The sequence below is a fragment of the Deltaproteobacteria bacterium genome (assembly GCA_016874735.1).
Taxonomy (GTDB): domain Bacteria; phylum Bdellovibrionota_B; class Oligoflexia; order Oligoflexales; family CAIYRB01; genus CAIYRB01.
Genome location: VGTI01000047.1, coordinates 1 through 16944 on the forward strand (window position 1 = coordinate 1; position 16944 = coordinate 16944).

Annotated in this window: 16 protein-coding genes; 11 read left to right on the forward strand and 5 right to left on the reverse strand. The window is 52.9% G+C overall.

Annotation, left to right across the window (positions count from 1 at the left end):
- Positions 1-196: 196 nt before the first annotated feature.
- Both FJ146_15325 and FJ146_15330 read left to right on the forward strand, forming a co-directional pair.
- On the forward strand, positions 197-676 hold the full coding sequence (locus tag FJ146_15325; GenBank protein MBM4253339.1) for a low molecular weight phosphotyrosine protein phosphatase: 480 nt from the start codon (positions 197-199) through the stop codon (positions 674-676).
- Between the two features lie 3 nt (positions 677-679).
- On the forward strand, positions 680-1378 hold the full coding sequence (locus FJ146_15330) for a nitroreductase family protein (protein MBM4253340.1): 699 nt from the start codon (positions 680-682) through the stop codon (positions 1376-1378).
- A 12-nt stretch (positions 1379-1390) separates the two neighbouring features.
- On the opposite strand, the gene FJ146_15335 is transcribed toward FJ146_15330, so the two are convergent.
- Positions 1391-1858, reverse strand: a complete 468-nt coding sequence (locus tag FJ146_15335) for a hypothetical protein (protein ID MBM4253341.1) — start codon at positions 1856-1858, stop codon at positions 1391-1393.
- 228 nt (positions 1859-2086) lie between these two features.
- On the opposite strand from FJ146_15335, the gene FJ146_15340 reads away from it, so the two are divergent.
- Positions 2087-2881 carry a hypothetical protein gene (locus FJ146_15340; protein MBM4253342.1) on the forward strand — a complete coding sequence of 265 codons (795 nt, stop codon included), beginning with the start codon at positions 2087-2089 and terminating at the stop codon, positions 2879-2881.
- Here the strand turns inward: FJ146_15340 and FJ146_15345 are convergent, their stop codons facing one another.
- From FJ146_15345 to rfaE2, 4 genes are all read right to left on the reverse strand, one after another.
- Positions 2882-4051, reverse strand: a complete 1170-nt coding sequence (locus FJ146_15345) for an ATP-binding protein (protein MBM4253343.1) — start codon at positions 4049-4051, stop codon at positions 2882-2884.
- Between the two features lie 120 nt (positions 4052-4171).
- Positions 4172-5593 (reverse strand): MBOAT family protein, encoded by a 1422-nt coding sequence (locus tag FJ146_15350; GenBank protein ID MBM4253344.1) that lies wholly within the window; start codon positions 5591-5593, stop codon positions 4172-4174.
- A 23-nt stretch (positions 5594-5616) separates the two neighbouring features.
- Positions 5617-6000: a hypothetical protein gene (locus FJ146_15355; GenBank protein MBM4253345.1), complete on the reverse strand. Its 384-nt coding sequence runs from the start codon at positions 5998-6000 to the stop codon at positions 5617-5619.
- Between the two features lie 100 nt (positions 6001-6100).
- Positions 6101-7627 (reverse strand): D-glycero-beta-D-manno-heptose 1-phosphate adenylyltransferase, encoded by a 1527-nt coding sequence (gene rfaE2, locus FJ146_15360; protein ID MBM4253346.1) that lies wholly within the window; start codon positions 7625-7627, stop codon positions 6101-6103.
- 297 nt (positions 7628-7924) lie between these two features.
- On the opposite strand from rfaE2, the gene FJ146_15365 reads away from it, so the two are divergent.
- Genes FJ146_15365 through FJ146_15400 form a run of 8 tightly spaced genes read left to right on the forward strand, consistent with a single transcriptional unit; the run spans position 7925 to position 16941 of the window.
- Entirely contained in the window at positions 7925-10297 is a 2373-nt protein-coding gene (locus FJ146_15365) for a tetratricopeptide repeat protein (GenBank protein MBM4253347.1), read from the forward strand.
- A 29-nt stretch (positions 10298-10326) separates the two neighbouring features.
- Positions 10327-11415 carry a sigma-54-dependent Fis family transcriptional regulator gene (locus tag FJ146_15370; GenBank protein MBM4253348.1) on the forward strand — a complete coding sequence of 363 codons (1089 nt, stop codon included), beginning with the start codon at positions 10327-10329 and terminating at the stop codon, positions 11413-11415.
- Positions 11412-11840 carry a flagellar basal body rod protein FlgB gene (gene flgB / locus FJ146_15375; protein ID MBM4253349.1) on the forward strand — a complete coding sequence of 143 codons (429 nt, stop codon included), beginning with the start codon at positions 11412-11414 and terminating at the stop codon, positions 11838-11840. The genes FJ146_15370 and flgB overlap by 4 nt, the downstream gene beginning before the upstream one ends.
- A complete protein-coding gene (gene flgC, locus FJ146_15380; GenBank protein MBM4253350.1) occupies positions 11837-12280 on the forward strand; it encodes a flagellar basal body rod protein FlgC in 444 nt (147 codons plus the stop codon). The genes flgB and flgC overlap by 4 nt, the downstream gene beginning before the upstream one ends.
- A gap of 25 nt (positions 12281-12305) precedes the next feature.
- Positions 12306-12647 carry a flagellar hook-basal body complex protein FliE gene (fliE, locus tag FJ146_15385; GenBank protein MBM4253351.1) on the forward strand — a complete coding sequence of 114 codons (342 nt, stop codon included), beginning with the start codon at positions 12306-12308 and terminating at the stop codon, positions 12645-12647.
- A gap of 23 nt (positions 12648-12670) precedes the next feature.
- Positions 12671-14290, forward strand: coding sequence for a flagellar M-ring protein FliF (gene fliF / locus FJ146_15390; GenBank protein ID MBM4253352.1), 1620 nt, complete (start codon positions 12671-12673; stop codon positions 14288-14290).
- An 18-nt stretch (positions 14291-14308) separates the two neighbouring features.
- The gene (locus FJ146_15395) at positions 14309-15607 is read left to right on the forward strand and encodes a hypothetical protein (protein ID MBM4253353.1); all 1299 of its coding nucleotides are present in this window, start codon (positions 14309-14311) and stop codon (positions 15605-15607) included.
- A 32-nt stretch (positions 15608-15639) separates the two neighbouring features.
- Positions 15640-16941, forward strand: a complete 1302-nt coding sequence (locus FJ146_15400; protein ID MBM4253354.1) for a FliI/YscN family ATPase — start codon at positions 15640-15642, stop codon at positions 16939-16941.
- Positions 16942-16944: the final 3 nt, after the last annotated feature.

Consider the following 16944-nt stretch of genomic DNA (forward strand, 5'->3'; position numbering starts at 1 on the left):
TTAGATCCCACGACGGTGCGCTGGACGGTTTTGGGCTCACGTGGCGTGCTCCTATAGAATTTTTGCGACTCGGGTGGGAATTAAAGCCCATCGGCATCCTTCGTACAAGCAATTGTCGCTCACCCATTCCCCGTGCTAGAAGTCAGCTAAAGCGAGGTTTAACATGGGTCAGGTGATCACTCCTGAAGACGTAGGGCTGGCTCCCAGTTTGTTGTTTGTGTGTCTCGGTAATATATGTCGTTCACCCGCAGCTGAAGGCGTCATGCGCCGTGTCGTCGCATCTGCAGGTCTTGGATCATCGGTGCATATAGATTCTGCCGGCACTGGTGACTGGCATATTGGGCACCTTGCCGATCCACGTATGCGCCATGCTGCCGCTGTGCGAGGCTATGCGTTAGAGCATCGAGCACGTCAGATTCAAGTGCAGGACTTCCATAGGTTTAGTTTGATCATCACTATGGATCAGTCTAACTTTCAAAATGTTAGCAAATTAGCTCCACACGAGGGAGCCATGCTTAAAATAAAGGCCTTTACCGCCTTCTGTACGCGTCACCAAATTAGCGAGGTCCCCGACCCTTATTACGGCTCGGCGCAAGACTTTGAACACGTGTTAGATATTCTCGAAGATGGTTGCCATGGTATACTGCACACCATCAAACAGCAAATGGGAGCTTGAGATATGGAATTTTTTGACGTCGTTAAGACTAGGCGTAGCTTCCGCAAATTTACCGATGAAAAAATTCCAGAAGAGGTTATACGCAAGGCTATCGATGCTGCCATCCTTGCTCCTAATTCGTCCAACATGCAGATGTGGGAGTTTTATTGGGTTCGCTCGCAGGACAAGCGCGATGCTTGCGTCAAGGCCTGCTTCTCCCAGCCTGCGGCTGCTACGGCAGCAGAGCTAGTTTTTGTGGTGTCCCGGACTGATACTTGGCGTCGCAATTTAAATTTGATGGTCACCGAGCTTAAAAAATCTCCCGACGTTAAAAAGTCAGCTCTCGACTACTACGAGAAGGCGCTCCCTGCACTTTACATCCAGGATCCCCTGGGCGTCGTTGGCTTGGTCAAGCGGATCGGCATTACGGTGACTGGTCTCTTGCGGCCTGTGCCGCGCATACCCACGACAAAAGCCGCATTATTTGAGATGGTCACCAAATCGGCAGCGCTCGCGGCCGAGAATTTGATGTTAGCTGTGGTTGCTCAGGGCTATGCCTGCTGTCCTATGGAGGGCTATGACGAAGCCCGCATCAAGAAAATTCTTGGTCTTGGTCGTCATGCCCACGTTGTCATGGGTGTAGGGATAGGCCGCGGACATCCCAATGGCCTGTACGGTGCCCAAATTCGCTTTGACCGCGATCTTTTTGTGTTCGAGGTATAATCGGTTAACGGCTTAAACGGTCGTCGCGCTGCCGTCGGTGTCTTTGTGCAGTGCACGGCCAGCTGCCTGCAAGATTTCACCAGGCGTGCACCGCGCGGGCAGCACTGCCTGGACATGCTCGTCAGTACCGATAGCTAGTGTGGGATGATCGCCAGCAGACGTGATCACAGCCGGAATTTTCGCCAGAAGATGCTGCACTTTGGTGCTGGCTATGCTGTGTAGTTGCTGCCAAAGGTCGAGGTCGATCACTAGCACATCGGCATCAAGTAGCGGCTTCTCCACCAGGCTGTCTAGAGACCAGTAGAGCATTACCGACAGATGCTGCGACTGCGCCATACGCTCAACGGCAAAGCCTAATTTCGGATCTTGGGTTACGACTAGATAATTGGGGCTACCGGCAGATCGCGCCCCGGCACGTCGTCTCGTTGGTGTCGTCGTAGGTGGCGGTGAGGATTTAAGTCTGCGGGTTGGGTCTGGCATAGATGCTTTGGGTCCTTGGCTACGCTGCTTAGACATTTACGGCGGTGGCGCGGCTTTGTCTAGTTTTTCGCCAGGTGCTCATCTTAGCTCAGCGTCACTCCAATGCAACCACTTGAAATCACTAGATTTTATCTTGGGCCCAAAGTTTGCAATGACTTCTGTGCGTAGTTTCAATGTTGGCGTACCTGCACTTAAACCGACGATGTCATTGGTAGAACGGGAAAAACTATGGCAACTCTAGAGACCACAAAGAACAAATTACGACCGAGCTCGGCCGTCGTCAGAACTCTCGTCAATTCTGCAGCCCTGTTAGGCTCCCTGACATTGGCCCCGATGCCTAAGGCGTTGGCTGCTCCTACCATCGCGATCCCCGGCGCTCAGGAATTGCATCCGATCTCTCGCGCTCAGAATCAGTCGTGGCTCAAACGTCACAACAATATTATGGCCAAGGCGGCTAAGGGTCAGTACGACGTCCTGCTGCTCGGGGATTCGATCACGCAAGGCTGGGAGCTTAATCATGTTGCGTGGGACCAAGAAATGAAGGGCATACCTCAGCAAAAGGTTTTGAACGCCGGAATTTCTTCTGACCGGATCGAGCACATCTTGTGGCGTGTTGAGAACGGATTGTTGGCCTCGTCTAAACCTAAAGTTTGCGTCCTTATGGCTGGCATAAATAACTTGGCTTTAGCGACTCCCGAGACTATTGCGGGTGGTATTGCCAAACTGATCGATGCTATCAAACAACGGTCACCCCAGACAAAGGTGTTGGTGCTAGGCGTACTCCCAAGTGGCCAGGAAGCTGATCATCCGCGCCGCAGTAAAATAAGAGCGATTAACAGCCTACTGGTGCAAGTCGCGGCAGCCAGTGGCAGTGAATTCTTAGACACGGGATCTCGCTTTTTGAGCCCGGATGGCACTCTGCCAGAGACGGTATCTTTCGACGGCGTACACTTAACGCGGCAAGGTTATGAAATCTGGGCCTCGGCCTTGAAGAAGCCGCTGCGCAAGATGAGTCGAGGCTGATTAACTTGCATGGCGTAACAGATTTTCTAATGTAGGCTGCTGCTCCAGAAACTGCGTGCCGCTCATCCAATCGAGAAAGATGACTTGAGCGTTGGCAAATTTTTTCTTGAATGCCATCGCTGACTGCTGCCTCTTACGGCGTCCGGATTTGACCTCAATACCAATAAGCTGACGACCTGTATCAATAACAAAGTCGATCTCATGATCGCCATCACGCCAATAATATAAGGGCTCACCAACTCTGACTAAATGAGCACCAATGGCGGCTTCGAACACGCGACCACGCCACTCAGGATCCGAGTCCAGAAGATCTGGAGATGAAAAAGCATGAATCAAGGCTGGAGCGAGCGGAATAATCTTTGGACTAGAAGCCTTTTGGCGCATTACCTGTGAGACGTACTTGTCCAGCGTCGCAAGTAGAAATCCACCGCTCAGCACATGCATATAATGACTAATTGTCGCCGTGTTGCCGCGATCTTGAAGTTGCCCGAGTAGTTTTTGGTAGGAAATCTCCTGCGCTGGATAGTGCATGGCTAATGCAAAAAGCTGACGCAGAAGGGCGGGCTTTTGGATCGTAACTGCAGTTTGGAGGTCACGGCTCAGAACGGGCTCGATAATGCTATCCCGCATGAGACCCTGCCACCTCGATAAATCGTCAACATAAAGCGCAGTGCTCGGATAGCCGCCGAACTTGAGAAACTTAATGGCGTCCCAACCAAATAGTTTCTGACATTCGTCCAACCCCCAATGTGGGCAACGAATGAGTTCGTAGCGGCCAGCTAAACTCTCAGAAAGGCCATGCTGCAACTTCAAACTTGCCGACCCAGACAAAACTATTCTCAGTTTGTTTTTGTGACGATCTCTATCGAATAGTTTTTTGATAATTTCAGCCCAGTTCTCGACCTTCTGGATTTCATCAAGAGCGAGTAGGCAGATGCCGTGTTGTTCCAGTGCGCGCTGCCATTGAAAGGCAACCCACTCCTGGTTGGGTGGGTTAAGGTGATCGGCCGATTCGATAATTTTGGGACCTGTCCAAGTAGCGGCAACCTGGGCGATGGCTGTCGATTTGCCTACCTGTCTTGGGCCTATGAGCACCTGGATGAAAGGCAGCTGCTCCTCTGTCAGCCTCTGCTGCAAAAGAGTTGAAAAAAATCTTTTAAAATCATTCACTTACTTTATATCTCCTGAATTTGGGAGATGTAGCTCCCAAATTTGGGAGATGTAGCTCACAATAACCCAATTTAACCTACATGTTCGCTCACATCAAGTAAGTCGGGGTTCCAGCAACTCTCAAAACTTGAAGTAAATAAAGGGCGCCAAGGCCCCAGGGCTAAACGCTGTTACCATCACCACCACTGCGGCCAGACCGGTGGCTTGGAGCGGCAGGGGTACCCGCTGGAGTTTTAGCTCAAGGCTATCCAGCCAGTCCCCTGGGATAAATTGAGTGAGCATGCCAACTGAGATCAACACTAAACTCAGAGGCGTTAGCATTTTGGCGGTGGCTTCGGTGTTGCCAAAAGAGCGTAGGAAGTCGATGGCGGTCTCAAACGATTCCGCATTGAAGAAGATCCACGTTAGGCAAACGAAGTGAAAGGTGAAAATAATTTTCCACGGATTAGCGCGGTATACTGGGCCCGGCTTTTTGCCGCGTCTTAGTAATTCGCCCGTGAATCGTTCGATCGCTAGCCCAGCACCGTGGAGCACGCCCCAGATCACAAAGTTCCAAGCCGCACCGTGCCATAGCCCACCGAGGACCATAGTTAGCATCAAGTTACGGTAAGTCTTCAACTTGCCGTTCTTCGATCCCCCGAGCGGAATGTAGAGATAATCACGGAGAAATGTTGAGAGCGAGATATGCCAGCGGCGCCAAAAATCTTGCAGCGACGCGGCGCGATATGGCTGATTGAAATTTGTCGGGAAGTCGTAGCCCAATAGTAAGGCAAAACCGATGGCCATATCGGTGTAGGCGCTAAAATCGCAGTAGATCTGAATGGCATAGCCATACGAGGCCAAGATCAGGTCTACCGTCCCGTAGTCACGCGGTGAGCTAAAGACCGGTGTCACCAGATCTGTAGCTAAGTAATTGGCTAAGATCACTTTCTTCATCAAACCCACACCGATCAGAATCAGAGCGCGCGTTGCGCGTAGCTCGGTTGGTGCGTGGTTTGACGACAACTGTGGGACAAACTCACTTGCTCTCACTATGGGGCCAGCAACTAACTGCGGGAAAAACGATTTGAAGAGCAATAAATCAAGTGGGCTGTCGATGGCACGCAGCTCGCGGCGATAGATATCAACGACGTAGCTGATGCCTTGAAATGTGTAGAAAGAGACGCCGACTGGCAACACCACCTCAAACACTTTGATGGCGCCAACCAAACCAAATTGCGCCAGGACGTCGTTCAGGGTGGCGAGAAAGAATCCTGTGTACTTGAAATACGCAAGTACGGCCAGATTAGCCGTGACAGCCGTGATCAGAATGGATTTACGAAGTCGCTCGCTAACGGTGCGGTCGATCCAGATGCCAAATATGTAATTGACGATCGTACAGTTGAACAGTAGCGCGACAAAACGAAAGTCCCACCAGCCGTAGAAGAAGAAACTGGCAAGCACCAGCACCCACTTACGCAGAGTCGGCCAAGCCGCAACGCCCCAGCTCAGTCCGAAGACTAGGGCGAAAAAGGCGGCAAACTCTACAGTAGGGAATAACATGTTAGGCCTCGGCAAGACGGTGCTTAGGCGTGGCGCTTGATAGGTAAACCTTGGATGAAATCACTTTCGGTGGTGAGTAGGCCCTGTTTTTCGCAGGCATGATGGAGGCTGCCGTCAGCGTCGCGGAGGAAGAGGCCGCAGCGGTAGAGCCCGTCTATTCCTAAATGCGTACTACAGTAGGCTAGTTCGACACGGAATCGGTGCTCCCCAATCACTAAGGTGTGGAGGCTCCCAATCCGGAGCGACTCGCGACACAGGAACCCTAAACCGCGCTTCGATACGTCCATGGGGCGCACCGGTATCACTTTTCCTACCTGATCTACAGGGTAGAGCTTCAGCGAGAAATCACTGCCGAAGCGGTCGTCCCGGCTATCGGTTCTTTTGTCGATTTTTCTGTCTTGTGTCATGCGCTACCGTCCTCCGCCAACCAGGAATCTCCTCGTCATCTGGCAGAAAATCTTTAGCGAAAAACGAACAAGCAAATAATTGTGTATTAATTACGACCAGTTACGTAGTGCGGATACGCTCGACAATAACGCTAGTCGAAAGACCGGGAATCAAATTTATCGTCTCAACCGTACCGCCAGCGGCCCGCACGAAGTCCGCTCCCACGATGGCTTTTGAGGATGAGGACGGTGCACTCTTGTCGTAGTCCGCCCCCTTAACGAGCACGTCCGGGGCCAAGCTAGTAATGAGCTCCAGCGGTGTAGATTCGCCAAACGGCACGACAAAGTCCACCGACGCCAGAGCGGCAAGCAGTCTCATCCGGTCCGTGAGCCCGATGATCGGCCGTTGCGTGCCCTTGAGTTGGCGTACCGATTCGTCGGTGTTGACCCCGACCACTAAGATGTCGCCAAGGGATTTTGCTGCCTCCAGGTAGCTGATATGACCCGCATGGAGGATATCGAAGCAACCATTGGTAAAGACGATTTTTTTCTGCCGCCTAAATGGCGCCTCGAGCAGTTGCTTCAGGGCGTCCTTTGTGGTGATCTTGGTGGTAGTCGAAAAGTTCTGTCCCGCAGGTTTGGCCTGAGGCTCGTCAGTGAGAGCTTCTTTTAGTTCGTCCAAACGCACCGGTTGGGTGCCCCACTTAGCCACGACCAAAGCCGCAGCCGTGTTAGCGATATGCATGGATTCAAGCATGGGTGCTTTGGCGGCCAGACACAGAGTCATGATAGCAACCACAGTATCGCCGGCACCGGAGACGTCATAAACCTCGCGTGCCATCGCGGGAAGCGACAGGGGGGCCGGTGCGGCGCCCTTGCTGGCATCGGGTACTAGCACCATGCCCTTAGGTCCCATGGTGACGAGGACATTCTGCAGGCCGAAGGTACTTTGGAGCCGCCGCCCCAACTCCTCGCCGCTGTAGTCGTCGGAGGGGTCTAGACCGAGGGCGTCGCAGGCCTCCTTGCGGTTAGGTGTGATCAAAGTGGCATGCAGATATTTACTGAAGTCACGCCCTTTGGGATCTACTACTGCAGGCACCTTGCGCGCGGCAGCGAGACTGAGCAGGTTACTTAGGAGGCTAATGGGCAAGGCGCCCTTTCCGTAATCACTGATAAGCAAAGCATCAAACTCTATCGACCCAAGGCCCCGCATGATCCAATCTTGGACCTCGGTGCTGATGGGGTGTACACGCTCCCAGTCCACCCGAACTAACTGATGGCTGCTTGAGGTGATGCGGGTCTTGCGGATCGTCGGTCGGTCGTTAACTGATTGCATGTAAGAGGTATCGATTTGGTCACGCTGCAGGAGCTGCCGTAGATTTTTGCCAGCCTCGTCGTTACCAATGACGCTGAGTAGCATGACATCGCCACCGGCCAGTTTGATATTCCGGGCAGCATTGGCGGCACCACCGGCACCGTGAATCGTCTTGGTGACTAGGTGCACCGGCACCGGGGCCTCGGGGGAAATACGGTTGACCTGCCCGTCTAGATACTCATCCAGGATCACGTCACCGACGACGGCGACGCGCGGTGGGCGCGCGCTATTGAGCCAGGGAATTGACGGTGTGGGTTTTACTCTTGAGTCCATATGTTCCGATGCCCCATGCGTGGGAGTGGCGCCCTGGATGGGCGATGCCCATCTGAACTGAGATGCTGAAGTCAAATTCGTATCACAGCCGCCAAAATCCTGACAAGGTACAGCCACTCCCGTCACCACATTGACGCCAGCGACCGCCGATTATTTGGCGCCTTGTAAGGCGGCAAAGCCGTCCTAGAAGGGTTTGCGGCGGTGGGCAAAGCTGGCACACAAATTGCTTAAGTAAGTACGCTCTCCCTCTACCGTCCCATTGACTCCTCCCATTTATTTCCAGTCTGAAAGCCCTTTATGCGCCCACTCACTGTCATGGTGATTCTATTCAGCACGGTCATGGCTGCCCTGGCACCGCTTGGTGCGAGCCGTGTGCTCGCTGATGGGCTTTACACCCAAATTGTCGTGCCCTTTGCCAATGAGCGCGAGGTCACGCATGACTACGACAAGGCGATGAACGCCCTCGTCGTGACCTTTCACAAGACGGCACCCAACGAGTTGAAGGTTCTGGACCAGTATGATGAGCGACTGATCAAGCGACTCATGGTGAAGGACCTCGGTCCTTACGGTACCGAGGTTAAGTTGGTCCTGCGTGACCGTAACGTTCGTGCTCTCGTCACTAAGTTTAACGAACCCTACAGAGTGGCCATCGATATTTACGATGCAGACTTTAGTGAGGAACGTGATCCGACAACCGGTCTGCCTCTGGTACAACAAGATCGTGACGACGAGAGTGTAACCAGTATGGTGCCGGAGTCGAACGCGCCGCGCTCCAAGTTAAAACTGGTTTCGCCGGACGCTAAAGATTCACAGGTAAGTCGCGATGATTCGCCTCGGGGTGAGTCCCGTTCCGACGGCGGTCGCAAGCTTCTCGTCGCCCCACCGCGGCAAATTTTTGCTACTCCGGAGGAACTAAGCTCCAGCTTACGATTGGCGCAAGACGGCGTCGGAAAAGCATGGCGCGATTATCCCCCCTATATTTACGCTCTCAAGACCGCGGCCTACGAGGAAGGCAATAACCGCCGCGTGAGGCCTCCGACCGCTCAACCCCAAGTTTTGACCTCAGCCGAGGCCATGGCTGATTATGCTGGAAAGCTCTTCAACCTCGGTCACGAAGCCAAAGCACTAGTTGCCTACGAACAGGTGGTGCGTCGTGATCCGACCGTGTTTGACAAGGATGCGTTGCATTTATGGCGCTTTGCCGAGACTCAACTCGGTCAGGGAAATCTTACTCTTGCCGATGGCTATTTCAGCTCACTAGCACAGAAACATCCCGAGAGTCCCCTGGCCGACTTTGCCCGTCTAAGACGCCTTGATATTGCAGCCATCAAAGTCGGCAACGCTGGTGAGCAGTCTGCTTATGACACGATGCTCAAGGAACTCGCCAACATTCGTTTGCGCGAAAATGGTGAGTTAGCGGCTCAAGTGGCTCTCCGTCAAGCTTGGTGGGCCGCCGCTGCTAAAACCAGGGATTTCGATCAAAAAGCGCTGCCAGCGATTTCCGGGGCTGTACATGCCAAGCTCACGGCCGCCTATCCTAACGTCGAGAATTCACGGACGGCCTTTCTCACTGGCAGCCTTTTACTTAACGATATGCTTAACCCACAAATAGCGTGGCAGCGTGCGACGGGTGCGTTTGCTGATGCCTACTTCAAACGCTTCAACGGCAGTGGCGCTGAGCCTTACAAAACTGAACTTCAAGGTCGCTTTGATACCAAACTTAATAACAGTCTCACCGCAAAGATCGAGGCAGGTAAACTGCTAGACGCGATTACCGACTTTGAAACACTGCCGCGTGCGATGCAAAAGTCGAAGCCAACGCCTAAGACCTCTTGGGCGCTTGCTGAGGCTTACCGGCAACTTGGGCAGAGTTCAAAATCCATAGATTTCTATGCTGCAGCGACTAAGGCTAACGCGGCTGGCCCGGATCAATTTAAAGCCCAATTTTGGCTAGCCGTCACTTCAGGAGAGGCCGCCATCAGGGCTAAAGAAGACGGGCAAGACGCTGCCGTCATAACTAAGCTCAGTCAGCAAAGTAATGGAGCCGACAGAGCTGCCGATGAGCAGTGGGCACGCTTAAGTGCTGACGAGCAAGCAAAGTTGGGAGTCGCGTACAAAAATTACTTCGAGCAAACCGTCATCAGTCCAGCCAAGTTGCGTAGTGGTCCTAAAATTGTACTTGCGAATTGGACGGCTGCCCTTGCCACGAAAAAGTCAGCCGATAATGGTGGCGAGGCCAAAGATTGGACGCGCAATTTTAGTCCGTCTGGCAGTGCCGTGCTCTTACTCACAGATCTCGGCAAGCGATTCAGCGAACTCGGCATGCCCGTCGAACGTAAAAAGGCTATCGATCTCCTAAAATATATGAAGCCCAAAGATTTTGCCGACGACGCTGCGGCCAAGAAAGTTTGGGCAAGTGAGCTGACTGCACTCGCAGACGAATACCGCAAAGCAAATCAATATCTGGATGCTGGCCGTCTCTTCTCACAAGTCGGTGAGGAGGCCGAAAATTGGGATGGCCGCGCCGAGGCCTTGTACAAAGGCGGACTGCTGCTATTCCGCGCGGGGCGACGCGCCGAGGCCATCGAAGCATTTCGTAAAGCCAGCGACGACGGCAATAACCTCTTTTACTCGAATCTCGCCAAGGAACGCCTTGGACAGCTTCAGTAGATATTTGACCACTTAGCGAAGGGGATCTCATGACCGCATCAAATGCCAACTCTGCCGTGCCAGTGACAGCTGCTGCCCAGCAAAGCAGCGACAAACCCACTGCTGAAGACTATCTGCAGTATGCTCAGGATCTACGGCAAAATGTTGGCCCGTTCTTGGCAGCCGACGAAAAGATGCTCAGGATTAAGGAAGTTGTCGAGCAAATAAAAGACACTTCCGTGCCGGTATTGATTACAGGTGAATCGGGTACAGGCAAAGAAGTCATTGCGCGCCAAGTTCACGCATTTTCTGGTCGTCGTGATGAACCCTTTGTCGCTGTCAACTGCGCCGCGCTGCCATCCAATTTGCTCGAGAGTGAACTCTTCGGTCATGAAAAAGGTGCTTTCACTGGCGCTCACCAACGGCATATCGGCAAATTTGAACTTGCAAGTAACGGCACCTTGCTGCTTGATGAAGTCACAGAAATGGATCCTGCCCTGCAAGCTAAGCTGCTCAGAGCTCTTCAAGAGAAGGAAATAGAGCGCATCGGCGGTACCGGCCCGATTCCGATTAAGACACGCATCATAGCTACCACTAACCGGGACATAACCCAAGCTGTAGCATGTGGTCAATTTCGTCAGGATCTCTACTACCGTCTGCATGTGATTCAATTAGAAGTACCGGCGCTAAGAGAGCGTGTTGCCGACATTGAAATGCTCGCTCTCTTTTTCCTCCGCCAGTACTGCGATCAGTTTGGCAAAGAGATCATGGAACTTTCGCCGGGTGCCAAACAGCGCCTGAAGGCACACACCTGGCCAGGCAATGTCCGTGAACTCCAAAACGTCATCCAACGTGCGGTACTCCTATCAAGCGGTCGTGAGATTACTGAAATAGGTCTTCCTATCGACACAGACCATGCTGTTGCTAATGGCGACTGGATCAGCTTTTTGCCGATCGGCAAACCTCTGCGTGATCTCGAGACCCACTTTATTCTCGAAACTCTGAAGCATCACCAAGGCAACCGTACCCATGCAGCCAAGACTCTAGGCATCAGCCTGCGGACTCTTCGTAACAAGATTAATGAGTTTACGGCCGAAGGCATCGAAGTCATGGCGCCGACCACTGGGAGAGCTTCATGAGCACCGTATTTGGTGGCGTCTTCAACTTTGCCGACAGGCTACAAATGGCCTCGCTAGATCAGCGCCTGAAGCGCAGCGAAGTTATCTCCGGCAACATAGCTAACGCTGAGACTCCCGGTTTCAGAGCACTTGGCTATGACTTTGAAGACCAACTCGCCAGTATGGCCAAGTTAGACGGCAAGGTTCCCATTAAAGTATCGAACGAAAAGCATTTTCGGAACGCCTTCACCCAGGCTAACGGCAAAATGCGCGCTGATGTCTACGTCAAACCCACCGAGAGCGTTGGTGAAGATGGCAATACCGTCGACATCGATGACGAGATGGTACGGATGGCGCAGAACCAAATGCTCTACAGGTCCGCTGTAGAGGTTATCAATCGTAAGGTTGGCATGCTGCGCTATGCCATCAATGGAGGTCGTGGATGAGTTTCTTTAAGGCCATGGACATAAGCTCCTCCGGACTTGCTGCGCAACGCGTGCGCATGAACGTGCTGAGCGCCAACTTAGCCAACGCCCAATCCACCCGCGGCGATGACGGCGGACCATATAAGCGGCGGGACGTCGTCGTTTCGGCGGTCCCCACGGGTACGGCCTTTGAGGATTATCTCAACGACACCAGTGGTCACGGCACCGAACTACGCAAGGTCCAGGTGGTCGATATCCACAAGGACACCAAAGCTCCGCGTCGCGTCTTTGATCCTAGCAATCCCGACGCTGACGCCACGGGCTATGTTGAGATGCCTAACGTTCAGGTGATGAGTGAAATGGTCAACATGATCGCAGCTACGAGGGCATTTGAAGCCAATGCCACTGCGCTCAACGATGCCAAGCAGATGGCGATGAAAGCCCTGGAAATCGGCCGCTAATAATCAATTAACGATGGACTGACTTATGAGTCAAATAGCTTCAGCCTCAAAATTTACCGAGCAAATCCTAAACAGCCTGCGCGACATTCAGCGGGAGGCTATTAGCCAGTCCAAGGATAGCGATAAGAGTAAAGATAAAGACGGCGGAATGTCCTTTGCCGATCACCTGCAGAAGGCGGTCCAAGAGGTCAACCAAAAGAGCCAGACTGCAGACCGTATGGGCACGGAAATGGCCACGGGCAAAGCGGAGAATATTCACGAGACCATGCTCGCATCAACGCAGGCTGAGCTCTCCTTCAATCTGATGGTTCAGCTGCGCAACAAAGCGCTGGAAGCCTACTCAGAAATCATGCGGATGCCGGTATAACCTATTTCATAGTGAGATATTGAGTGGATAAGTTACGCCAATTTTTTAGCGAGATGTTCTCAAACACCGGCGGTCTTTGGGGCAAGTTAAGCGCGGTTCAGAAGATCGGCGGCGGCGCTGCTTTGCTCCTGGTGATTGGCGGCTTGGTGGCTGCATTATCGATGCGGCCCAAAGAATCCTACGAGTATGCCTTTGTCGATTTATCGGCAGAGGATAGCCAGCAGATTACAAGCTTCTTCAAGACCAACAACATTATCGATTACCAGGTTGACGCCAAGGGCGTCAAAGTTCCGAGTCATCAAGTCGCGGAGATCCGCCTCAAGTTAGCTAACGAGGGTTTGCCGGCACACGGCGTGGTCGGGTGGGAAAAGTTTGATTCTCAAGACTTCACACGTACCGACTTTGAGCAACGCATCAACAAACAAAGAGCCATCCAAGGGGAGCTTTCACGCACGATTATGATGATCGATGGCGTGACTGCTGCCAAGGTCCATATTGTGTCGCCCAAGAGTAGTCTTTTTCTCGAAGATAAAATCGATCCGACCGCGGCAATTTACCTAAAAACACGTCGTGGTTTCGATTTAGATAAAAAGCAAGTGAAGGGCATCGTCAATTTGGTTTCACGATCTGTCGAAGGTCTCAAAGCTAGCAACGTCACCATCATTGACGGCGAAGGAAAAATGCTGACCGAGGTCGAGAGTGAAGATACTTCAGCCAAAATGACTAAGGAAATGATCGGTTACAAGCGAGCCATAGAGAAGCAGTATGAGGAAAATATTCGCGGCCTAATTGGTCGCATCGTCGGTGCAGAAAAGGTCGACGTCAAGGTCGATGCCACCGTCGACTTTACCCAAGAGTCGCAGACCATTTCGGATGTTGATCCCGATCGTGTGGTGGCGATTTCCCGTGAGACGCAGGGTTACTCGCTAAGTGGAACTGGGCTGAATCCCACCGGTATTCCCGGTAGCAAATCGAATGTTCCTGGCGAGCAGGAGCAGTTGTCAATGAATCAGTCTAACACGCAAAACAAAAAAGACTCCGAAATTGTCAACTTCGAAATTGCCAAAAAGGTCAGTCAGAAGACGCTGCCTCTCGGAAAGATTCTGCGCCTATCTGCCGCCGTCTTGGTCGATGGCAAGCAGGAGTACCCACCAGACGGAGCGCGTCCACCATTTGAGGCGCGGAGTGAAGAGGAGTTAAAACAAATTGAGGAGCTCGTCCGCTCGTCGATAGGCTTTGATGAAAAGCGCGGCGATCTCGTGACGGTGCGTAACTTGATGTTCCAGCTGAACCCCATGCAGGTTGAGGCGATTAAGAACGAGAAAAAGGAAACAGACCATTATGTTAGTACCCTCGCCGTATCTGCAGCCGTGGCCCTTGGTCTGATTCTCTTCTTCTCCTTCATCGTCAGGCCGTACTTCCGCTGGTTATCTTACAATCCGCAGCGCAAACAAGAGCAGCAAGTGATCGAAGACTTCCGGGCTGATCTTGATATAGGCACCCTGCAAAATGTCCAGGTGAAGGAAGAGGTTCCCTTCGACAAGATGTCACCGCAAGAGCAGGTCCTCTATCTCGCTAAGAACGAACCCAAACGGACTACGGAAGCGATCAGATTGATGCTGAATCCGCAACAAAATGTTTAGTAAAATTAGGGGATAGCAATGAATTTGGACGGTCCCAAGAGACAGGGCAGGTTCATTAAGAAGGGTACGGCGCTCCTGGAAAAGGTAGCGCTAGTCGAATTCGATTTCGAAGAAATCAATACGGTTCAAGTATTACCCAAAGACAACTTGTCTCGCTCGATCATTCACCAGGACTATCACAGCAAAGAGGACGTGGCCGAAGTCGTTCTCGAGCCGACGAAGTTTAACGAAGATTTGATCCCCGCTAATCAGCGACGCCAAGTGCTGATGCCGCTCGATTTCACGCAGCAATGGAAGCTCGACAATCAGCGTCGCGCCAGCGGCGAGCTTTCTCATGATGAGGACGAATACGAGTTTCAGATGCAGCTCCTGCGGCAGCATGGTCAACAAGGTGGCGAGCAGCAAAATCAATCAGGAACGCATCAACAAGCTCAGTCGCCACTAGACCAGGATTTCACCCCAGCGCAGAGCCCCACAGCCAAGGCAGAAGCACCGCAGCCGCAGAGGGAACCCACTGACACAGCTAAAGCAGTCATCGGCGGCGGCCCCATGGTCACAGGTAGCGAGGAGCAATGGGAGTATATGGAAGCGGTGGGTGAGGGCATAAAGAGTCTGAACAACTCGGCTCCTGAACTACCCTCGCACCCACCACAAAGACCGGCACGTGGGCAAGACACGGCCTCCGCCTTCATTCCGGTGCAGCCAGGTGCAGCTGGGGCGCAGGTAACTGATCCCGAGATGGAAGCCGTGCAGCGCTACAAGGACCGCCTTGAGGAAGAAAAGCAACAAGAGAAGAAATGGGCGGAAGCCGCTGAGACCGCAAAGGCGCAGGGATACCGCGACGGTTTCCGTGCTGGCGAGGAAAAGGGTGAGCTGCAGATGCGTGAGACGGCGCAGCAGGTCTTTGGTAATGTTGCCAATCTCATCAAAGAGTTTGAGGGTCTCAAACGTAGCATCCTTGAGAACGTGCAAGAGAACTTCTACGAACTTAGTCAAGCGATGGCCGAGGCCCTTATCAAGCGTGAGTTTAGCGTCAGTCCCGATACCTTCTTGACCGTACTCCAAAGAGCCATCGCTGAGGCAGTAGAACCTGGTAAGATCCGCGTCCATATCCATCCGGATCTGATCGACCGTATCAGTGCCATTGCGCCGCAAGAACTCAAAGACGCGCTCGTTAAAGATCCAGAGGTAGCCCCTGGTGATTTCAAAGTCGAATCGCAGATGAGCGTTATTGATGTCAATGTCACCAAACTGATCAGTGAACTTCTGCGCCAGGCAGACATCGATCTCTTCAAGAATGAGGGGCAGGTTGCGTGAGTCTTAGTTTAAGACGTTTCGATCGTGAGGCGCTGAAATTTTCCTTCAATCAAATCGATTGGCGTCCATCCGGCAAGGTGACCGACGTCGTTGGTACCGTAGTAGAGGCGCACCTACCCGGAAGCCGTCTAGGCACTGTCGTCAGCATTAGCGTGCGCGGACAGGGTGAAGTATTGGCAGAGGTCGTGGGTTTTACCCGCGATAAGGCTCTGCTCATCCCTTATTCTAGCCTTAGCGGCATTGCCCCAGGGTGTGCCGTCAGCGGCAAACAAACTTGGGACCGAGTGGCCGTGGGTGATTACCTGCTTGGTAGAGTGGTTGATCCTCTGATGAATCCGCTTGAGGGTGACCTACAGTTACCAGAGCGCCCGTTTATGGTGCCGCTCGAAAAAGAGGCACCCAACCCTCTAAGGCGCGCGCGGGTCGCAGATAAGTTTCAACTAGGTATCCGTGCCATGGATAGTCTACTGACCTTTGGCGAAGGTCAGCGCGTAGGCATTATGGCCGGCTCGGGTGTAGGCAAAAGCGTTCTCATGGGCATGATTGCTCGCGGTTCTGCAGCCGACGTCAACGTCATTGGTCTGGTTGGCGAGCGGGGTCGCGAGGTGCGGGAGTTTATCGAGCGTGACCTTGGTCCGGAAGGCTTGGCACGCTCAGTTGTCGTTTGTAGCACAAGCGATCAGTCACCGCTTATGCGCCTGCGTGCGGCTCGTGCCACTACCGCCATTGCGGAAGCATTCTCGGCACAGGGTAAACGCGTGCTGCTGATGATGGATAGTTTGACCCGTGTCGCCATGGCGCAACGTGAAATCGGACTGGCTATCGGCGAACCGCCCACGACCAAAGGTTATCCGCCATCGGTTTTTGCCCTGCTCCCACGTCTTCTTGAACGTTGTGGTCCCCAAGTCGATGGCCAGGGAAGTATCAGCGGTCTATACACTGTACTTGTCGATGGTGATGACTTTAATGATCCGATTCCCGACGCCGTCCGGTCTATTCTCGATGGCCACATCAACTTATCGCGTTCGCTCGCTGCGCGTGGACATTTCCCTGCCATAGACGTCACGACCAGTACCAGCCGGGTCATGCGAGATATCGTTGACGATGAGCATTGGGGTCTTGCTTCGACGCTGCGTCAGTTACTCGGTGTGTACCAGGAGAATATCGACCTTATTCAGGTAGGCGCCTATCAGCAGGGTACCAACCCGACGCTTGAGGCCGCCATCGCCATGATGCCAACGATCGAGGCTTTTCTGCGTCAAGACATCAACGAACGTTCAACCTTACGCGAGGCGTTGCAGGGCATGCGCGACCTATTTAACCGAGGTAGATGATAA